We start from the raw sequence: 17,823 nt of genomic DNA on the forward strand, positions 1-17,823 counted from the left end.
GGGCTGGCCGCTCAGCGGCGGATCTGGTTCTGCACCGTCGCGGTCAGTTCGCTCAGCGAGAAGGGTTTCGGCAGGAAGACCGAATTCGCCACCGGCGGCCGGCCGTCGCGGAACACGTCCTCGGCATAGCCCGAGACGAAGATCACTGCGGTGTCGGGGCGCGCCTTCAGCGCCTCGGCGACCCAGCTCGGCCCATCCATCCCCGGCATGATGACATCGGTGACGAAGGCGTCGAAGGCGAGGCTCCTGTCCTCGAGGATGCGCAGCGCCTCCTCGGCGTTCTCGGCCTCGAAGACGGTATAGCCACGCAGCTTCAGCGCCCGCGAGGCGAAGGCGCGCACCGGCGCCTCGTCCTCGACAAGCAGGATCGTCGCACTCACCGCCCGCTCGGGGACGGCAGGCTCGGACGCCGCGACCGGCCCGGGCTCGGCCAGCGCCAGCCGCTCGTGCGCCGGCAGATAGAGGGTGAAGCAGCTGCCGCTGGCCACCACCGAGTCGCAGAAGATATAGCCACCGGTCTGCTTGACGATGCCATAGGCGGTGGAGAGACCCAGCCCCGTGCCCTCGCCCGTGCGCTTCGTGGTATAGAACGGCTCGAAGATCTTCTGCAGCTTGTCGGCGGCGATGCCGACCCCCTCGTCGATCACCCGCACCACCACCCAGTCCCCCTTCGCGACGGTGGCGCGGTCGCGCTTCAGGTCCTCGGTCAGGGTGACGTTCTCGGTCTCGATCCGGATCTCGCCACCGCCCGGCATCGCGTCGCGCGCGTTCACCACGAGGTTCATGATCACCTGCTCGAGCTGGCGCTTGTCGGCGCGGATCGGTTTCAGATCCGGGTCATGGCTCAGCCGCAGCACCACCTTCTCGCCCACCAGCCGGTTCAGCAGATGCGTGAGGTCCGACAGCGTGTCGCGCAGGTCGATGATGCGCGGATTCATCGTCTGCTTGCGCGAGAAGGCAAGCAGCTGGCCCACCAGCGAGGCCGCGCGGTTCGCGTTCTGGCTGATCTGGTCAAGGTCGGCATAATCCGGATCGCCCTTGTCGTGGCGCAGCATCAACAGGTCGCAATGCCCGGAAATCGCGGTCAGCAGGTTGTTGAAATCATGCGCCACGCCGCCCGCAAGCTGGCCGATCGCCTGCATCTTCTGGCTCTGCACGAATTGCGCCTCGAGCGTCTTCAGCTGCGTCGCATCCGACAGCACCGCGACAAGGCCGACCTTGCCCTCCTCGACCATCCGGCTGAGCGTGACCTGCAGATAGACCTCGCGGTCGCCGCGACGGGCACGCAGCACCTCGGGGCGGCGATCGGCCCGGCCGGCAACGGCATCGGCGACCCAGTCGGTGACCGGCCGGCCCAGCCCCTCGAACAGATCCGACAGCCGCGCCTCGGGTGCGATCTGACCAAGCAGCGCGCGCGCCGCACGGTTCACGGCCAGCACCCGCCCGTCGGCGCCAAGCCGCATCAGCGCCACCGGCAGCGCCTCGAAGGAGGCCGGATCATGCGACGCGACGCGCCCTGCCGGCAGCGGCAGCAGATAGATCTCGCTGCGCCCGCCCGGCCCCTCGATCTCGGCAATGATGCAGCGCAGCGGGCCGTCCGGTGTGGCGATCTCGTGCTCCTCGCCCGGATGCAGCGGCAGGTCGATGAAGATCCGGTCGAGCGTGCGCGCCCGCTCGCCGACGATCCGGCGCAGCGACTCATTCATGAACAGGATCGTGCCGCTGCGCGAGGCGGTGAGCATCGGCAGGCTGATCGTCTCGGCGCCGCGCCCGCCCATCGGCCGCTCAGCCATGTCTTCAAGCCGCCACAGGAACCCTTCCTCGCCGATCTGGTGCACCGACAGCCGGACGTGGCCGCGCCGGGTCACCAGATCCTCGCGCGTCGCGCCAAGCGCCGCGGCCTTCTGCTGCATCCGGGCCAGCATCGCCGTCGGATGGGCAAAGACCTCATTCAGCGCATGCGACAGCGTCTGCCCGCCGCGCGAACCAAAGCGCTCGAGCGCCGCGGCGTTCTGAAAGGTGATCTCACCGTCGGGATCGGTGGTGAAGGAGGGCGCGGCATCTTGCTCGACGAACTGCGAGATCGCGGCGCGCAGCCCAGCCTGCCGGCGCGCCAGGGCAAAGCCCGCAAGCCGCACCACCCCGGCCAGAACAGCGAGGGTTCCGGCGACCGAGGCAAGCAGCAGCGTCATCATCCGCTCCGGCACCAGAACGGCCGAGACCGCCGCGACAAGAGCACCGCCCAGAAGATAGATTGCGCCGGGCGCGAGCTTCGCGGCAGCGCGACCGAAGGGCAGCAGGGGCTGATCGGTGTGCGACACGTGCCTCGTCCTTTGCAGATTCGTCTTTCCAGCATTCGGGGATAAAAGGCTTAAGGCCCCCTTAACGCGATGGAAGACACACCCTCCGGGCGTGTCAATCTCTGCGTTCGAGCTGCGCCGCGAAAAACCCGTCGCCACCGTCCAGCGGGGTGAAGCGGCGCTGTTCGGTCACCTGCCAGCCGGTCTCGCGCACGAAGGCCTCGGCCTGCGCCGCGTTCTCGGCATCGAGCAGCGAACAGGTCATGTAAAGCAGCCGCCCGCCCGGCACGACCCGTGCCGCCGCTGCGCGCAGGATCTGCGCCTGCAGCGTGCAAAGCTCCGCAAGCCGTTCGGGCGTCAGCCGCCATTTCGCCTCGGGCGTGCGCCGCCAGGTGCCCGAACCCGAACAGGGCGCGTCGACCAGGACCAGGTCATAGTCCCGCCCCAGCCGCCCGGGCGCCACGGTCGAGATCCGCGCGCCCGCCCGCGCCGCGCGCACCGGAATGTCGCGCATCCGGCCGGGATCGATGTCATGCGCCTCGATCCGCGCCGCCGGCGCGCGCGCGGCCAGCGCCAGCGCCTTGCCGCCGCCGCCCGCACAATAGTCGAGCACCCGCATCCCGGCCGCGACCGGCACCTGCGCGATCGCCGCCTGCGAGGCCGCGTCCTGCAGCTCGACCAGCCCCTCGCGATAGGCCGCCGACGCCTGGATCCGCCGCGCCCCCTCGACGACCTCGAGCGCGGTCTCGGCCAGCGGATGCGGCCGCGTGGCGATGCCCTCGGCCGCCAGCGCCGCCTGCGCCGCGGCGCGGTCGCCGCGCGCGAGGTTCACCCGCAGGAAGACCGGCGCACGGGCGCGCATCCGCGCGCTCACCGCGGCATAATCGGCACCCAGATCCGCGCGAAGCTGCTGGCGCAGCCAGTCGGGCCAGTCGAGATCGGCAAGGGCGCCCTCGTCGGGCAGCGGCTGCGCCAGACGCGCGGCCTCCTCGTCGGAGAGCGGCGCCGGCGCATGGCCTTCGCCGGTGAACAGCGCGGCAACATCCAGCCCCTGCGCCCGGGCGAGCCCCAGCACCAGCGCCCGCCCGCTCTCGCCACCGCCAAGCGCGGCGAAACTGCCGCGACAGCGCAAGACGTCGAAGACATGGTCGCGCACCGCCGCTCGGTCGCCCGAGCCGGCAAACCGACTCGCCCGGCCCCAGTTCGTCAGCGCCCGCTCGGCCGGCGTGCCGTCACGCAGCTGGTCGAGGATCGCGATTGCGGCGGCAAGACGGGCGGCGGGGGTCATCGGGGATCCTTTCGGGACGGAAAAAGGGGGCGCTGCCCCCTCGGCCTGCGGCCTCACCCCCCGGAGTATTTTTGCCAAGAAAAAGACCAAGGGGCTTTCTCCTTGCCGGAAATACCTCGGGGGTGAGCGGCCCTGGCCGCGAGGGGGCAGCGCCCCCTCTCTGTGCGGTGCCGCAAGGCCGGCGATGCGGCCTCGCGGAGGAAAGTGCAGCCTGCCCTGCGCTTGTGCTTCGGGCGTTCGAGATTTGAAACGCTCACCAGAGCATTTCATCGGGGCGCGCCGGCGCGCCCCGACCATCGCTCACCCGATGCGGTAGTTCGGGCTTTCGCGGGTGATCTGCACGTCGTGCACGTGGCTTTCCTTCAGCCCGGCGCCGGTGATGCGCACGAACTCGCAGCCGCCGCGCATCTGCGCGATCGTGGCATTGCCGGTGTAGCCCATCGAGGCGCGCAGACCGCCCACCATCTGGTGCAGCACCGTTGCCACCGGCCCCTTGTAGGGCACCTGGCCCTCGATCCCCTCGGGCACCAGCTTGTCGGAGGCCGCGTCCTTCTGGAAGTAGCGGTCGGCCGAGCCGCGCGCCATCGCGCCGAGCGAGCCCATGCCGCGATAGGACTTGTACGACCGGCCCTGATACAAGATCACCTCGCCCGGCGCCTCGTCGGTGCCGGCGATCGCCGAGCCGACCATCGCGCAGCTTGCGCCCGCCGCGATCGCCTTCGAGAAATCGCCCGAGAACTTGATGCCGCCATCGGCGATGATCGGCACGTCGCCCGCGCCCGAGCAGGCGTCCATGATCGCGGTGAGCTGCGGCACGCCGACGCCCGCCACGATGCGCGTGGTGCAGATCGAGCCCGGGCCGATGCCGACCTTGACCGCATCCGCCCCCGCGTCGATCAGCGCCTTCGTCGCCGCAGCGGTCGCCACGTTGCCGGCCACCACCTGCACGTCCTCGCGGTATTTCTTGATCCGCTCGACGGCAATCGCGACGCCCGCCGAATGGCCGTGCGCGGTGTCGATCACGATCAGGTCACAGCCAGCGTCGACGAGTGCGCAGCTGCGCTCGTAGCCCGCATCGCCCACGGTCGAGGCGGCGGCGGCGCGCAGACGGCCCTTGGCATCCTTCGTCGCGAGCGGGTGCAGCACCGATTTCTCGCTGTCCTTCAGCGTCAGCAGGCCGGTCAGCTTGCCGTTGCCGTCGGTGACGAGAAGCTTCTCGATCCGGCGCGCCTTCATCAGGTTCATCGCCTCTTCGCGGTCCGCGGGCTCGTGCAGGATCGCGAGGTTGTCGCGCGTCATCATCGCCGAGACCGGCGTGCGATCATCAGTGGCAAAGCGCATGTCGCGGTTGGTGACGATGCCCACGACCTTGCCCGAGGCATCGACCACCGGGAAGCCCGAGACGTTGTAGCGCGCGACCAGCGCCTTCGCGTCGGCGAGCGTCTGTTCCGGGGTGAGCGTGATCGGATTGTAGACGATGCCGCTTTCGAAACGCTTCACCCGGCTGACCTCTTCGGCCTGCTGCGCGACGGTGAGGTTGCGGTGGATCACCCCCATGCCGCCCGCCTGCGCCAGCGCAATGGCCATCGGTGCCTCGGTCACGGTGTCCATGGCAGAGGACAAGAGCGGAATGTTCAGCCGGATCGTCTTCGTCACGAAGGTCGAAACATCGGCCTCCGACGGCAGGACCGAGGAAGCGGCGGGAACGAGAAGAACATCGTCGAAGGTGAGCGCCTCGCGAATCTGCATCGGAATCTCCTTGGCAGGCTACGTTTGGCACGCCCCTGTTTCACGCATCGGCGCCGGATGCAAGCCCCCTCAGGCGATGGCGGCGTTGGTTTTGATCGCAAGCGTCCCCTTTGCCCAGAGCTTGGCGACCTGCAGCGCGATCGGCACGATGATCACGGTGGCCACCAGCAGCAGCACCGCCCCGGGCAGCGTCCAGGCGCCGCCGAGCGCCAGCCAGAAATTCGCGGTCGCGGCGAGCGGGAAGGTCAGCGCTCCCCAGAGCGGGCTGAAGCCTCCGGCAAGCAACCAGCGCGCGCGGATCACGAACAGCGCGAGCAGGACCACGCTCAGCGCGGCAAAGACGAGCGCCATGCCCTCGGCATTGAACCCGGTCGCCACGCTGCCGAGCAGCGCGGCGGGGGCAAGGTGAATCGCCAGCAGCGGGCGCAGGGGCGCCGGCACGCTTTCGCAGGCGAACTGCCGGATCGAGAGGCTCCAGATCGCCAACGCGACGACAAGCGCCCCCCAGAACAGGGCAAGCGCCAGCGTGGCAAGGCCCAGCCCCTGCGCGGCAAACGCGGCAACGATCCAGCCGGTGAAGGTCAGATGCCAGACCGGGTTCACCCGGCGCTGCTCGGCCGGACCATGGGCAAAGGTCCACAGCACCGCGGCGGTCAGCGCCAGATGCGCCAAGATGCCGAGGATCAGGATCGGCCGGGCCTGGGCAGGTGAGAGCGGCGCGAAGACGAGCGCCAGCAGATAGAGGCAGAGTACCGCCGCCGCCAGCCCTGCACGGCCGGGCAGGATCCGCAGATCCTCGAGCCCGACGGCCGGGCGGCGCATCAGCTTCACCACATAGGTCAGCAGCGCGAACAGCGCGAACAGCGTCACCGCGCCGAGGAACAGATCCGCAAGCCCCGGCGGAAGCGCGAACTGCCCGACGCCGCGGCGCCACCCAAGCGCGAGGCCCAGCAGGCCGAGCGTCGCCGGGAAGATCGCCGGCGGCGTGCGCCGCCACAGCCCCTTGGGCGTGGGTTTCGGGGGGTGGAAGGCCATGCTGTCCTCGCGCGCTGTCTGTCCCTGCCCGCCGGTCCTGACCTGCGGGCGCGCGGAAGACTGCAATATTTCGCCGCCAAGGGAAAGCCGGGCCGATCGCCGCAGGCGGACCGCCCGACCTCGCTCGGCACGCCGAGGCCTGTGCTGTTGCCAGGATATCGAAAGTCGTGACGGCTGATCGGCTCCATGGCATCCGTTAAGCGACGCGTCACCTTATTCAGGCTTGATCGGACACACCACCGCCCCCCCCCGAGTCAGGAGAGACAGGATGACATCCCTTCCCGCGCCTGCCACCACGCCGCCGGCCAGCCCGGGCCACCGGCGCGCTTTCGCACCTCGCCCCGACCGCTTTCAGCCGCACAACCGGGCGGCATGCCGCGTTTTCACACTTGTCGTGGCGCGGCGGTCACAAGCTGCAGTGCAGCATCCCCTCGCGACGCGACGTAAGGCCGCAGGCCGAATTGATTCACTTTTGCGTCATGCTACGGTCGGGTGTGGAGAGAGGTCTCACACTCTAGGGAAGAGGTTCAAATGAAACACATTCTTATGGGGGCAAGCCTGCTTGCCCTCAGCGCGGGAGCGGTGTCCGCCGGCGGGATCGAACGGTCCACGCAGTCGGTCGGCGTGCTGTTCGAGAAAGGCAAGAATTACGTCGAGCTGTCCTACGGCCGGATCCGTCCGTCGGTGGACGGCGTGGGGGTCATCACCGGTCAGGACACCGGCGGCGTCGCCCGCAACCACTACCTGCCCGGTTTCGCCTACAAGCACGAGTTCAACGACAAGCTGTCGATGGCGCTGATGTACGACCATTTCTATGGCGCGAACATCGAATATCCGACCAGCGGCGCCCTTGAATTCGCCGGTACTCACGTGAACGTGCAGTCCGAGGGCTATACCGCGCTGCTGCGCTACAAGTTCGACGAGAACTGGTCGGTGCATGGCGGCGTGCGCCTGTCCGACGCTTCGGCCGTGATCGGGCTGAACGGGCTCGCCTATGGCCCGGCCTCGGGATACCTTGCCCATTTCGCGAACGATTGGGCCATGGGGTACTCGCTCGGCGCCGCCTATGAGAAGCCGGAAATCGCGCTGCGCGTCGCCCTGACCTACCAGTCGAAGGTGACCCACAAGTTCGACACCACCGAGCAGGGTTTTGGCGAGACAGCCACCGGCACGACCGAGGTCGATACGCCCGAGGCGGTGACGCTCGACTTCCAGACCGGTGTCGCGCCCGACTGGCTGGTCTTCGGCTCGGTCCGCTGGGTGCATTGGACCCAGTTTCAGATCGACCCGGCCCTGTTCACCGCCGCCACGGGTGGCGGCCTCGTCAACCTGAACAACTCGACCAGCTACACGCTCGGCGTCGGGCACAAGTTCACCGACGCCTGGTCGGGCTCGGCCTTCCTGATGTACGAGGGCGGCGGCGGGGACGACAAGCTCGTCTCGCCGCTGGCGCCGACGCGCGGCTACAAGGGTATCGGCCTGGCCGCGGTCTACACGCACGAGAACGTCAAGGTCACCGGCGCGGTGCGCTATCTGTGGCTGGGTGACGCCGATGCGCAGACCGCCGGCGTAGCGCGGGCGAACTTCACCGACAACCACGCTGTTGCCGCGGGCGTCCGCGTCGGCATCACCTTCTGATCCGCCCGGATCGGCACGACACCGGCAAGGCCCTGCTCCGGCGGGGCCTTCGCCTTTGCCCGAAACCCCGTGACGGCGCCGGCCGCGCGCGCTAAACGGGGCGAAACACGGGGGTTCGGATGATCTATCGCAATCGGGCGGACTGGCTGGCGAGCGCGCGCAAGCGGGTGCTCCTGTTCGGCATGTCGGGGCTGGGCAAGACCTATCTGGCGTCAATGCTGCGCGGCTCGGGTTCGGGCTGGTTCCACTACTCGGTCGATTACCGCATCGGCACGCGCTACATGGGCGAATACATCGCCGACAACTTCAAGCGCGAGGCGATGAAGAACCCCTTCCTCGCCGAGCTGCTGCTGTCGGATTCGGTCTCGATCGAGTCGAACATCACCTTCGACAATCTCGCGCCGCTCTCCACCTATCTCGGCAAGCCCGGCTCGGCCGCCCGCGGCGGGCTCGCGCTCGAGGAATACGAACGGCGCCAGACCCAGCACCGGCTGGCCGAACAGGCGGCGCTGCTCGACACCCCCTATTTCATCCGCCGCGCCGAGGAGATCTACCGGATCCCGAATTTCGTCTGCGACTCGGGTGGCTCGATCTGCGAGGTGGTGAACCCCGACGACCCGGCCGACCCGATCCTGACGGCGCTCTCGAAGAACCTGCTGATGGTCTGGATCGAGGGCTCGGCGGCGCATACCGACGAGCTTGTCCGCCGCTTCGACCGCGCGCCGAAGCCGATGTATTACTCGCCCGATTTCCTCGACCGCAAATGGGTGCAGTACCGCGTCGAGCGCGGCCTGCGCGAGGACGAGGTCGACCCCGACGATTTCGTGCGCTGGACCTACCGGCAGGCGCTCGAGCATCGCCAGCCGCGCTATGCGGCGATGGCGCGGAACTGGGGCGTGACGGTCACCGCCGAGCAGGTCGCCCTTGTCCGCGACGAGAAGGATTTTATATCCCTGATCGCCGAAACCCTTCCCGCCTGAGCCCGGACCGCGCCGAACATCGCATCAAGATCACACCGCAAGTATCGGAAACATCATGCCTATCACCCTTCCCGAAACCCTCCCCGCATTCGAGATCCTGTCGCGGGAAGGCGTGATGGTGATGACGCCCGAACGCGCGGCGCGGCAGGAAATCCGACCGCTGCGCATCGGTCTGCTGAACCTGATGCCGAAGAAGATCCAGACCGAGAACCAGTTCGCCCGGCTGATCGGCGCGACACCGATCCAGATCGACTTCCAGTTGATCCGGATCACCTCGCACCAGACGAAGAACACCGCGGCCGAGCACATGGAGACCTTCTACCGCCCCTTCGAGGAGGTCGAGGCGACCGGCGAGAAGTTCGACGGGCTGATCATCACCGGCGCCCCGATCGAGAAGATCCCCTTCGAGGACGTGACCTACTGGGACGAGATCAGCCGGATCTTCGACTGGACGCAAAGCCATGTCTTCTCGACCTTCGGCGTGTGCTGGGGCGGCATGGCGATGGCCTATCATTTCCACGGCGTCCAGAAGCACGCCCTTGACCACAAGGCCTTCGGCTGCTTCCGCCACCGCAACCTCGCCCCCACCTCGCCCTATCTGCGCGGCTTCTCGGACGATGTGCTGGTGCCCGTCAGCCGCTGGACCGAGATGCATCAGGACGAGATCGACGCGGCCGGGCTGACCACGCTGATCGCCTCGGACGAGACCGGCCCCTGTCTGGTCGAGGATGCGGCGCATCGCGCGCTCTACATCTTCAACCACTTCGAATACGACAGCGGCACGCTGAAGGAAGAATACGACCGCGACGTCGAGGCCGGCAAGGCGATCAACGTGCCGAAGAACTACTACCCGGACGACGACCCCTCGCAGGTGCCGCTGAACCGCTGGCGCAGCCATGCGCATCTGCTCTATGGCAACTGGATCAACCAGATCTATCAGGACACGCCCTACGATCTGGCCGAGATCGGCCGCTGAGCCCCCGGCCGGGCGCCCGCGCCCGGCTTGCGGCCGCCTGCCCGCGGCCTATAGTGAAGCGCATTCACATCACCGCGGGAGGGCGCCATGGGCAAGGACAAGAAACCCGACGACAAGGTGGCGCTGTCCAAGGACCTGGCCGCCGCGGCCAAGGACGAGGGCATCCCATTCGTCGGCGAGATCACCAAATACCTGAAGACCGGGGCGCCCGAGGCGGTGCGCAAGGCGATCGAGACCGCCGACAAGGACCAGATCCTGTCGAAATCCTACCCCTACCGGGAAGAGATGAAGAAGAAGGATTACGAGGCGCAGATGGCGGCGCTTCAGGTCGAGCTGGTGAAGATGCTGTGGGACCTGAAAGCCACCGGGCGGCGTCTGGTCGTCCTCTTCGAGGGGCGCGACGCGGCCGGCAAGGGCGGCACCATCGACCGGCTGCGCGAGAACCTGAACCCGCGCTCGGCCTATGTCGTCGCCCTGCCGAAGGCCACCGAGCGCGAGGCGACGCAATGGTATTTCCAGCGCTATGTCGACTGGCTGCCGGCGGCGGGCGAGATCGCGATCTTCGACCGCTCGTGGTACAACCGCGGCGTGGTCGAGAAGGTCTTCGGCTTCTGCTCCGACGCACAGCGCGAGCATTTCTTCGCCCAGCTTCCCGACTTCGAGAAGATGCTGGTCGACGAGGGGGTGATCCTCGTCAAGATCTGGCTCTCGGTCGACCGCGCCGAGCAGCTCAAGCGCTTTCTCGACCGCGAGAAGGACCCGCTCAAGCAGTGGAAGCTGAGCTGGGTCGACGTCGAGGGGCTGAAGAAGTGGGACGACTACACCGCGGCGATCAAGGAAACGCTTGAACGCTCGCACACCGTCTCGGCGCCCTGGACGGTGATCCGCTCGGACGACAAGATGCGCGCCCGCATCGCCGCGGTGCAGACCGTGCTCGGCGCGGTCGAGTTCGCGCGCAAGGACCGCAAGGCGATCGGCGAGATCGACGACAGGATCTGCGGTGGTCTCGACATCCTGAATGGCTAAGCAGGGCTACCATCACGGCAACCTGCGCCAGGCGCTGGTCGAGGCCGCGCTCGAGCTGATCCGGGCGCAGGGGCCGGGCGGATTCACGCTGTCCGAGGCGGCGAAGCGCGCCGGCGTGACGCCGGCCGCGGTCTATCGCCATTTCGCCGGGCGCGAGGACCTGATCGCCGAATGCGCGCGGCAGGGCTATGCGATCTTCGCCGATGTGATGGAGCACGCCTGGAACGGCGGCGCGCCGGCGCCGCTGGCGGCCTTCGGCGCGACCGGGCGGGCCTATCTGGCCTTTGCCCGCCGCTTCTCGGGCCATTACGTCGCGATGTTCGAGAGCGGCATCGCGCCGAACCGCTCGCCCGAGCTGGCGGCGGGGGCCGAGCGGGCCGAGGCGGTGATGCTGCGCGCGACCGAGGCACTGCTGTCGTCCCTGCCCGCCGCCCGCCGCCCGCCCGCGAGCATGGTCGCTGCCCATGTGCGCGCGATGAGCCATGGCGTGGTCGAGCTTTTCGCCCGCGCCGCCCCCGGCACGGCCGGCCCCTGGGCGCCCGAGGACCTGCTCGAAAGCGGGATCGGCATCTATCTGCGGGGGCTGGGCATCCTGCCCCCCGACACCTGAAGCCCGACAATTGAAGGAAGACACGACAATGGAACTGGCGGCACGCGTCGCGCATATGCGCGGCACCGGCGGCAATGGCTGGGGCATTCTTTATCGCGCGCGGGCGATGATCGCGGCGGGTGAGCAGGTGGTGATGCTGACGATCGGCGAGCCCGACGTGAGGACCGATCCCGCGATCCTCGCCGCGATGGCGCAATCGGCGGCGAACGGCCACACCGGCTATACCGACATCCCCGGCATCCCCGCCCTGCGCGCCGAGATCGCCGCCCGCGTCACCGCCCGCACGGGCGTCGAGACCCGGGCCGAGAATGTGCTCGTCACCCCGGGCGGTCAGGCCGCACTTTACACCGCGCATCAGGTGCTGCTCGATCCTGGACATGCGGGGCTCTACATCTCGCCCTTCTATCCGACCTATCCCGGCACGATCCGCGCGAGCGGCGCGGAGGCGCGCGCGGTCGAGGCGCGGGCCGAGGCCGGGTTCCAGCCCGCCAAGGCCGACATCCTCGCGGCCAGCGCCGGCGCGCGCACGCTGCTGATCAATTCGCCCAATAACCCGACGGGGGTGATCTATACCCCCGACACCATCGCCGGCATCGCCGGGGCCTGCACCGAGGCGGACCTGTGGCTGATCTCGGACGAGGTCTACGAGACCCAGGTCTGGGAGGGCCCGGCAATCAGCCCGCGCAGCCTGCCCGGCATGGCCGAGCGCACGGTGGTGCTGGGCTCGCTGTCGAAAAGCCATGCGATGACCGGCTCGCGGATCGGCTGGATGGTGGCGCCCGAGGCGGTGATCGACGCTGCCCATGAGCTGGCGATCAACACCACCTATGGCGTGCCGGGCTTCATCCAGGACGCGGCGCTCTTCGCGCTGCGCCGGGGCGCGGGTTTCGAGGCCGCGGTGGCCGCGCCCTTCGGCCGACGGCGCGACATCGTGCGCGACGTGATGGCCGGCAGCCCCGTCGTCGGGCTGACCCATCCGGCGGGCGCGATGTATGCGATGCTCGACATCCGCCGCACCGGGCTTTCGGGCGAGGCCTTCGCCGCGCGGCTTCTCGACGAGGAGAAGATCGCGGTGATGCCGGGCGAGAGTTTCGGCGCACCGGCGGCGGGGCATCTGCGGATCGCGCTGACGCTCGAGGATGGCGCGCTCGAGGCGGCACTGCTGCGGCTGCGCGCCTTTGCCGAGGCGCTGGCGGGCTGAGAGGGCGGTGAGGGGGCGCCGCCCCCTCGCGGCCAGGGCCGCTCACCCCCGAGGTATTTTCGGCAAGGAGAAAGCGCCGAGGTCAGGTCAGCGCGCTGGCGAGGGCCCAAAGACCGAAGCCCGCCATCATCAGGCTGGAGACCCGCGCGGTCCAGGTGGCGAAGGCGGCGGGCAGGCGATGGTGCAGCGCCGCGACGGTGCCCGAGAGGAAGATCCACCACAGCATCGAGCCCGCGAAGATGCCGCTGACGACGAGGAGTGCGGAAAGCGGCCCCGCGGCATCGGCCAGGCCGAGGCCCGCGAAGATCGCGGCGAAGCTGAGGATGGTGGCCGGGTTGGTCATCGTCAGCGCCCAGGTGGTGGCCGCGGTGGCCCAAAGGCCGCGCCCCTCGGCCGCGCGGGCGGGCGCCGCGGTGACGGCGCCGCGCGGCCAGCCCTTCCACGCCAGCCAGAGCAGGAAGGCGCCGCCGATGAGCCCGAGCGGCAGCGAGATCCGCGCGAGAAAGGCCGAGAAGGCAGCAAAGCCCGCGGCGGCGGCGGCGGCATAGGTGGCATCGGCCGCGGCGGTGCCAAGCCCGCCTGCCGCCCCCGCCCAGAAGCCGCGCGCGAGCGTGCGCTGGATGCACAGTGCCCCGATCGGACCGAGCGGCGCGGCGATGGCAAGGCCCACGAGCAGCGATTTCAGGAACAGCATGATCACCCCCGATAGCGGAACGGCGGCTCGACCACGGTCGAGAGCGCCAGCATGGTTTCCGAGCGCGCGATCCAGCCGCCCGATTTCAGTTCGGAGAGGAAATCCTCGACCGCGTCGAGGCTCGCCGCGCGGATCTGCACGAGATAGGACCACGGCCCGGTGACGTGATGGCAGGCGGTGACCCGCGGCAGCTGTGCCATTGCGGCGCGGAAGGCGCCCTCGTCCGCCGCGGGGGCCAGCGCCACCCAGACGAAGCCGGTGACCGGCAGGCCGACCGCCTCGGGCGCGATGTCGGCGCTCATCCGGCGGATCACGCCGCGCTCGATCAGCCGCCGCAGCCGGTCGTTCACCGCCGAGGTCGAAAGGCCCACCGCCGCGCCAATCTGCGCCAGAGAGGCGCGGGCGTCGTCCGAGAGAAGCGCCGCGATCTTGCGATCAATGTCATCCATGCCAGGCTCCGATGCGGCCATTCAGTGATTTCACCGAATGTTTTGCGAAAGGCACCCACCTGCAACGGAAAAAATTCAGAGCTGGAAAATCTGCGGCGCTGCCCCTGCCAAGACAGCCCCATTCCGGAAAATTTGCGGCCGGGCAAGGCGCCTGCCCTGCCCGGCCGTCCAGATCATGCCCGAAGGCGCATTTTCAGAAGCGGAAGGACGCGGTCATGCCGACGGTGGTCAGGTTCAGGTCCTGATTGGAACCGTCGAAGTTGTTGCCCTTGCGGTAGTCGAGTTCGCCGCCGAGCGCCCATTGATCGTTGAGCTGGTATTTCACGCCCACGAGTGCCATCGGCACAGTGTCCGAATAATCGGTGCCTGCCGATTTGACGGAGACGCGGGAAGCGCCAAGCCCGGCATAGGGCAGCCACTTGCCGGTGGGAACGCCGGCGATCAGCTTGAGATCAGCGAAGTCCTTCACCTTCTGCTCGGTTTCCCCCGAGCCCGACTTCATGCTTGCGCCCGAATAGGCGAGCTCGCCGCCCAGCACGTATTTGCCGAAATCCTTCATGTAGCCGGCGTTCACGCCCGCATAGGCGCCGTCGACATCAAGCGAGCTGTTGGTCTTGCCATAGCCGAGCTGACCACCGGCGTAGAAGCCGGTCCAGTCGACATTGCCGGTCACGACGGGCGCCGGCGCGACAACCGGGGCCTCGGTCACGGGCGCGGTATAGCCACCCGCGAAGGCGGAACCGGCGACCACGGCAAAGGCGCTCGAAGCCATCAGGATGCGTTTCATTTTCGTCCTCCTTTCGGGGCTGTCCCCCGTGGATCTGGTTGCGGTCTTCTGTCCGCACCACCGAGCTATAAGTCCCTGGAAAACAATCAATCCCTCGCTTCGCTCCGATCGGCCAATCCCGGCCGACGCGTGAGCCGGGGCCAATTCCCCCTCCCGCCGCAAGGCCTTGGTGCCTTGTACGGAAACGCCCCCGCGGCGGGTTTCGCGCGCGGGGGCGTTCACCCGGCCGTCACATCGAGTTGAAAGCGCGTGTGCGCGCCGTGCCTAAAGTTCGGCCGCCGTCATCCGCCGCGCAAGTGCCGCCCCGAGCGCGGCAGAGCTTTCCTCGTAGACGAGATCGAATCCCTCGAATTGCGCGCGCAGCAGCGCCTGTCCCGGCGCCGAGGCGGAAAACCGCACGATGCGCTCGAGGTCGCCGGCCGAAAGCGAGCTATAGGCGAGGAACAGATAGCCCTCGATCCAGCTGGTGACATCCGCGCGGATTTCTTCTTCCTGCGAGGCGACATCGGCGAGCATGTCGCTTTCGGTCACCTCATAGGGGAAGGCGCCGCCCGCGGCCATAGCGCGGTAGAAGGCGAGGTTCGCGTTCATCCCGCCAACCACGTTCGGCTCGATCAGCCCGGCAGCCTCGATGATGCGCTGCACGGCGGCGAAGCGATGGTCACCCCGCGCCTGCGCGGTCTCGGCCGCCGCAATCGCGGCATCCTCGGCCTCGGGATCGAGCAGCACCTCGCGCGCCGAGATCTCATGCTCGACCACCCGCTTGCCGGTGTCGGAGGCCAGCCAGTGCTCGATCGCTGCCTGATCGGCCCCCTTCAGCGCATCGGCGAAGGTCTTGTCGTAGCCCGGCCGCAGCCGTGCCGGGGCATGGATCGCCTCGACCTCGGCGACCCAGCCGGGATCGGAGGCCTCGCCAGTCATTTCCTCGGCAAGATCGCGACCATAGGCGACGCCTTCCTTCTGCAAGATGGTGAAGAGCGCATCGGTGTGCAGCAGGTGCGAGATTCGCGCGGGGTCGGCAAAAGCCCCCTGCCCGGCGAGAACAAGCGCAAGGCCGAGGGCCGCGCGGCGCAAGAAGAGGGCGGGGAGGAAGAATCGGAGCATCGTCGCGGGCCTTTCGCGCGGGGAACGAGGCGCAGCATAGTCCGCCCGGCTCCGCTGCCAAGGCCCCGCCGCACTGCCTGCACAGGCGTTTTCGCGGCTTCCGCCTATCGCTGCGAAAAAGATGAAAAAAGCGGTTGCATGCCCCCGCGTGGCAGGCTAAATCCGCCCTCACAAAACGACCACCGACGCGGAGAGGTGCCGGAGCGGTCGAACGGGGCGGTCTCGAAAACCGTTGTGGGTTTGCGCCCACCCAGGGTTCGAATCCCTGTCTCTCCGCCATCCACTCTTTTCAGATCAATAAAATCAAGCCCTTACGGGGCGAATTGTCAAACTTTCGGGGCCGGTTTGACAATGTTCGTTCGCGCTTCGGTCTCTTCCAGAGCGCGCATCCCTTCCGCCGCGAGTCTCTTCCGGTCAGCGGCGGCGGTGTATCTGGCGGCTTCCGCCAGTGCAGCGTGGCCCAGGACGGCCATGATCTCATTCGCGGAACGACCATGTTCCGCCAGCCGTCGCGCCGTCGCCTTGCGAAGCCCGTGCGGGCTCAAGCCCTTGGGCAAGCCCGCTTCCGTCGTCACGTCCCGAAACCAATTCGTGAATCCCGCTGGGCTGAAGGGCTTGCCCTGGGCCGTGGTCAGGAAGGTGAGGTTGTCGCGTGGCGTGGCGTCGATTGCCTCACGCAACGGCTTCAGGACAGGGACGTGGATCGTCGTTCCGGTCTTCTGTTGCGTGATCGACAGAACGCCTTCGCGGACGTGCTGGCGGCCCATGCGGACCACATCGCTCCGCCGCTGCCCCGTGTAGAGCAAGAGCATGAAGGCGAGATGGGCGCGCGTCCCAGGCTTATGCGTCGCCAGGAAGGTAGAGATGTGCTGTTCTTCCCAGGTGGTGAAGCCCGAAGAGCGGACCTTGATCTTGCGGACGCCCTGGGTCGGGTCATCCCGCCGCCAGCCAAGTTCCACCGCATGACGCATCAACAGGTGGATCATCCGCAGAAGGTTGTTCGCGGCGGTGGGAGTCGAAGCCTTCGCGCCGATGATGTTTCGGACGTGCCGGGTCTCCATCTTCGCCACGCGCTTGTCGCCATGCTCCGCACGAAACCGTTCGATGATTCCGCGATAGGTGGTCTTGGTCGAGCTTCGAAGCCCCGCGAAGTCGGCGGTCTGATAGTAGCTCACCACAAGCGCGTCGATTGATCCCGGACGGGTCTTCTTGGCCGCCACCTGGGCAGGTTCGCCTTTCAGGGCGTCTTCATAGGCCGCCATGAATTCCGGGCTCCAGGGCAGCCCAGGAAGCGCCGTGCAGGGAATCCCAGGCTTGCGGAGATACCAGCGCGCCTTTCCGTGTCTGTCTGTGAAGCCCTGACAGTAGGGCGGAGGTCGTCGGAGTTGCTTCATACTTGGTCCCATTCATTGTCTTCGGGACCTTCATCATGCGCGGACGGGGTGTCCCCAGGCAAGGCGTCGAAGGCAGCGTCCAGTTGATACCTGTCCCAAAACACGCGGGCTTTCACGCGCTTGGGGCCAGGCATGAGTCCTTCGCGGACCATGGAATCGAAGAAATTCGGGCTCACACTGACATAGGCCGCCGCCTCTTCACGCGACAGGCCCCGCCGTGCAGGCAGGGGCAGCGCGGTATGACGGGCGGCGGCCATGGTGTCAGAACGCGCCGTTGAGGCGGACGCGGACGCTCGCCGCGCCGTTGCCAGCGGCGGTGACGGCCACGCCGACTTTCGTGTTCCCGCTCGCCGTCGTCGTCACCAGCCCGTCGCTGGACCGCCAGTAGACGGCAGCGCCCAGGGTGATGTCGTCGGCGGCCACCTTGGGCATGTCGAAGACGCCCGCCGTCACCAGGACCAGCGGGTCCCCGGTTTCGGCGTCACCCGCCGCGATGCCGAACAGGCTGCCGATTTTCACGCCGTCCCCGCTGGTGGCAGCGGCGGCGGCGGTCACGGTGATATTCTCACCGGCTTGAACGAAGTTCTTCATG

General features: G+C 68.0%; 17 protein-coding genes and 1 tRNA gene. 7 read left to right on the forward strand and 11 right to left on the reverse strand.

The window, feature by feature from the left end; translation table 11 throughout:
- Window positions 1-11: 11 nt before the first annotated feature.
- From EOW65_RS17220 to EOW65_RS17235, 4 genes are all read right to left on the reverse strand, one after another.
- Entirely contained in the window at window positions 12-2,195 is a 2,184-nt protein-coding gene (locus tag EOW65_RS17220; protein WP_128151603.1) for an ATP-binding response regulator, read from the reverse strand.
- Between the two features lie 220 nt (window positions 2,196-2,415).
- A complete protein-coding gene (locus EOW65_RS17225) occupies window positions 2,416-3,588 on the reverse strand; it encodes an RsmB/NOP family class I SAM-dependent RNA methyltransferase (protein ID WP_128151554.1) in 1,173 nt (390 codons plus the stop codon).
- A gap of 300 nt (window positions 3,589-3,888) precedes the next feature.
- A complete protein-coding gene (gene guaB / locus EOW65_RS17230) occupies window positions 3,889-5,337 on the reverse strand; it encodes an IMP dehydrogenase (RefSeq protein ID WP_128151556.1) in 1,449 nt (482 codons plus the stop codon).
- 69 nt (window positions 5,338-5,406) lie between these two features.
- Window positions 5,407-6,372, reverse strand: a complete 966-nt coding sequence (locus tag EOW65_RS17235; protein ID WP_128151558.1) for a TDT family transporter — start codon at window positions 6,370-6,372, stop codon at window positions 5,407-5,409.
- 531 nt (window positions 6,373-6,903) lie between these two features.
- Here EOW65_RS17235 and EOW65_RS17240 point away from each other — a divergent pair.
- The 6 genes from EOW65_RS17240 (at window position 6,904) to EOW65_RS17265 (ending at window position 12,803) form a co-directional block, all read left to right on the forward strand.
- Complete coding sequence (locus EOW65_RS17240; protein WP_128151560.1) at window positions 6,904-8,010, forward strand: OmpP1/FadL family transporter; 1,107 nt, start codon at window positions 6,904-6,906, stop codon at window positions 8,008-8,010.
- Between the two features lie 119 nt (window positions 8,011-8,129).
- Window positions 8,130-8,990, forward strand: a complete 861-nt coding sequence (locus EOW65_RS17245; protein ID WP_128151562.1) for an ATPase — start codon at window positions 8,130-8,132, stop codon at window positions 8,988-8,990.
- A gap of 55 nt (window positions 8,991-9,045) precedes the next feature.
- A complete protein-coding gene (gene metA / locus EOW65_RS17250; RefSeq protein ID WP_128151564.1) occupies window positions 9,046-9,966 on the forward strand; it encodes a homoserine O-acetyltransferase MetA in 921 nt (306 codons plus the stop codon).
- Between the two features lie 87 nt (window positions 9,967-10,053).
- The gene (gene ppk2, locus EOW65_RS17255; protein ID WP_128151566.1) at window positions 10,054-10,992 is read left to right on the forward strand and encodes a polyphosphate kinase 2; all 939 of its coding nucleotides are present in this window, start codon (window positions 10,054-10,056) and stop codon (window positions 10,990-10,992) included.
- Window positions 10,985-11,602 (forward strand): TetR/AcrR family transcriptional regulator, encoded by a 618-nt coding sequence (locus EOW65_RS17260; RefSeq protein ID WP_128151568.1) that lies wholly within the window; start codon window positions 10,985-10,987, stop codon window positions 11,600-11,602. The genes ppk2 and EOW65_RS17260 overlap by 8 nt, the downstream gene beginning before the upstream one ends.
- A gap of 28 nt (window positions 11,603-11,630) precedes the next feature.
- Complete coding sequence (locus EOW65_RS17265; RefSeq protein WP_128151570.1) at window positions 11,631-12,803, forward strand: pyridoxal phosphate-dependent aminotransferase; 1,173 nt, start codon at window positions 11,631-11,633, stop codon at window positions 12,801-12,803.
- An 82-nt stretch (window positions 12,804-12,885) separates the two neighbouring features.
- Here EOW65_RS17265 and EOW65_RS17270 read toward each other — a convergent pair whose 3' ends face one another.
- From EOW65_RS17270 to EOW65_RS17285, 4 genes are all read right to left on the reverse strand, one after another.
- Window positions 12,886-13,497 carry a LysE family transporter gene (locus EOW65_RS17270; RefSeq protein WP_128151571.1) on the reverse strand — a complete coding sequence of 204 codons (612 nt, stop codon included), beginning with the start codon at window positions 13,495-13,497 and terminating at the stop codon, window positions 12,886-12,888.
- Window positions 13,498-13,499: 2 nt separating this feature from the next.
- Window positions 13,500-13,946 carry an Lrp/AsnC family transcriptional regulator gene (locus tag EOW65_RS17275; RefSeq protein ID WP_128151573.1) on the reverse strand — a complete coding sequence of 149 codons (447 nt, stop codon included), beginning with the start codon at window positions 13,944-13,946 and terminating at the stop codon, window positions 13,500-13,502.
- Window positions 13,947-14,139: 193 nt separating this feature from the next.
- Window positions 14,140-14,733, reverse strand: coding sequence for an outer membrane protein (locus EOW65_RS17280; RefSeq protein ID WP_128151575.1), 594 nt, complete (start codon window positions 14,731-14,733; stop codon window positions 14,140-14,142).
- A 264-nt stretch (window positions 14,734-14,997) separates the two neighbouring features.
- Window positions 14,998-15,837 (reverse strand): hypothetical protein, encoded by an 840-nt coding sequence (locus tag EOW65_RS17285; RefSeq protein ID WP_128151577.1) that lies wholly within the window; start codon window positions 15,835-15,837, stop codon window positions 14,998-15,000.
- A 189-nt stretch (window positions 15,838-16,026) separates the two neighbouring features.
- Here EOW65_RS17285 and EOW65_RS17290 point away from each other — a divergent pair.
- Window positions 16,027-16,116 (forward strand) — tRNA-Ser (locus EOW65_RS17290).
- A gap of 47 nt (window positions 16,117-16,163) precedes the next feature.
- Here EOW65_RS17290 and EOW65_RS17295 read toward each other — a convergent pair.
- From EOW65_RS17295 to EOW65_RS17305, 3 genes are all read right to left on the reverse strand, one after another.
- Window positions 16,164-17,099: a tyrosine-type recombinase/integrase gene (locus tag EOW65_RS17295; protein WP_164880145.1), complete on the reverse strand. Its 936-nt coding sequence runs from the start codon at window positions 17,097-17,099 to the stop codon at window positions 16,164-16,166.
- Between the two features lie 128 nt (window positions 17,100-17,227).
- Window positions 17,228-17,488, reverse strand: a complete 261-nt coding sequence (locus EOW65_RS17300) for a hypothetical protein (RefSeq protein WP_128151581.1) — start codon at window positions 17,486-17,488, stop codon at window positions 17,228-17,230.
- A 4-nt stretch (window positions 17,489-17,492) separates the two neighbouring features.
- Window positions 17,493-17,822: a DUF2190 family protein gene (locus EOW65_RS17305; protein WP_128151583.1), complete on the reverse strand. Its 330-nt coding sequence runs from the start codon at window positions 17,820-17,822 to the stop codon at window positions 17,493-17,495.
- Window position 17,823 lies beyond the last annotated feature (1 nt).

It is taken from the genome of Paenirhodobacter ferrireducens (assembly GCF_004022265.1).
Taxonomy (GTDB): Bacteria; Pseudomonadota; Alphaproteobacteria; order Rhodobacterales; family Rhodobacteraceae; genus Rhodobacter; species Rhodobacter ferrireducens.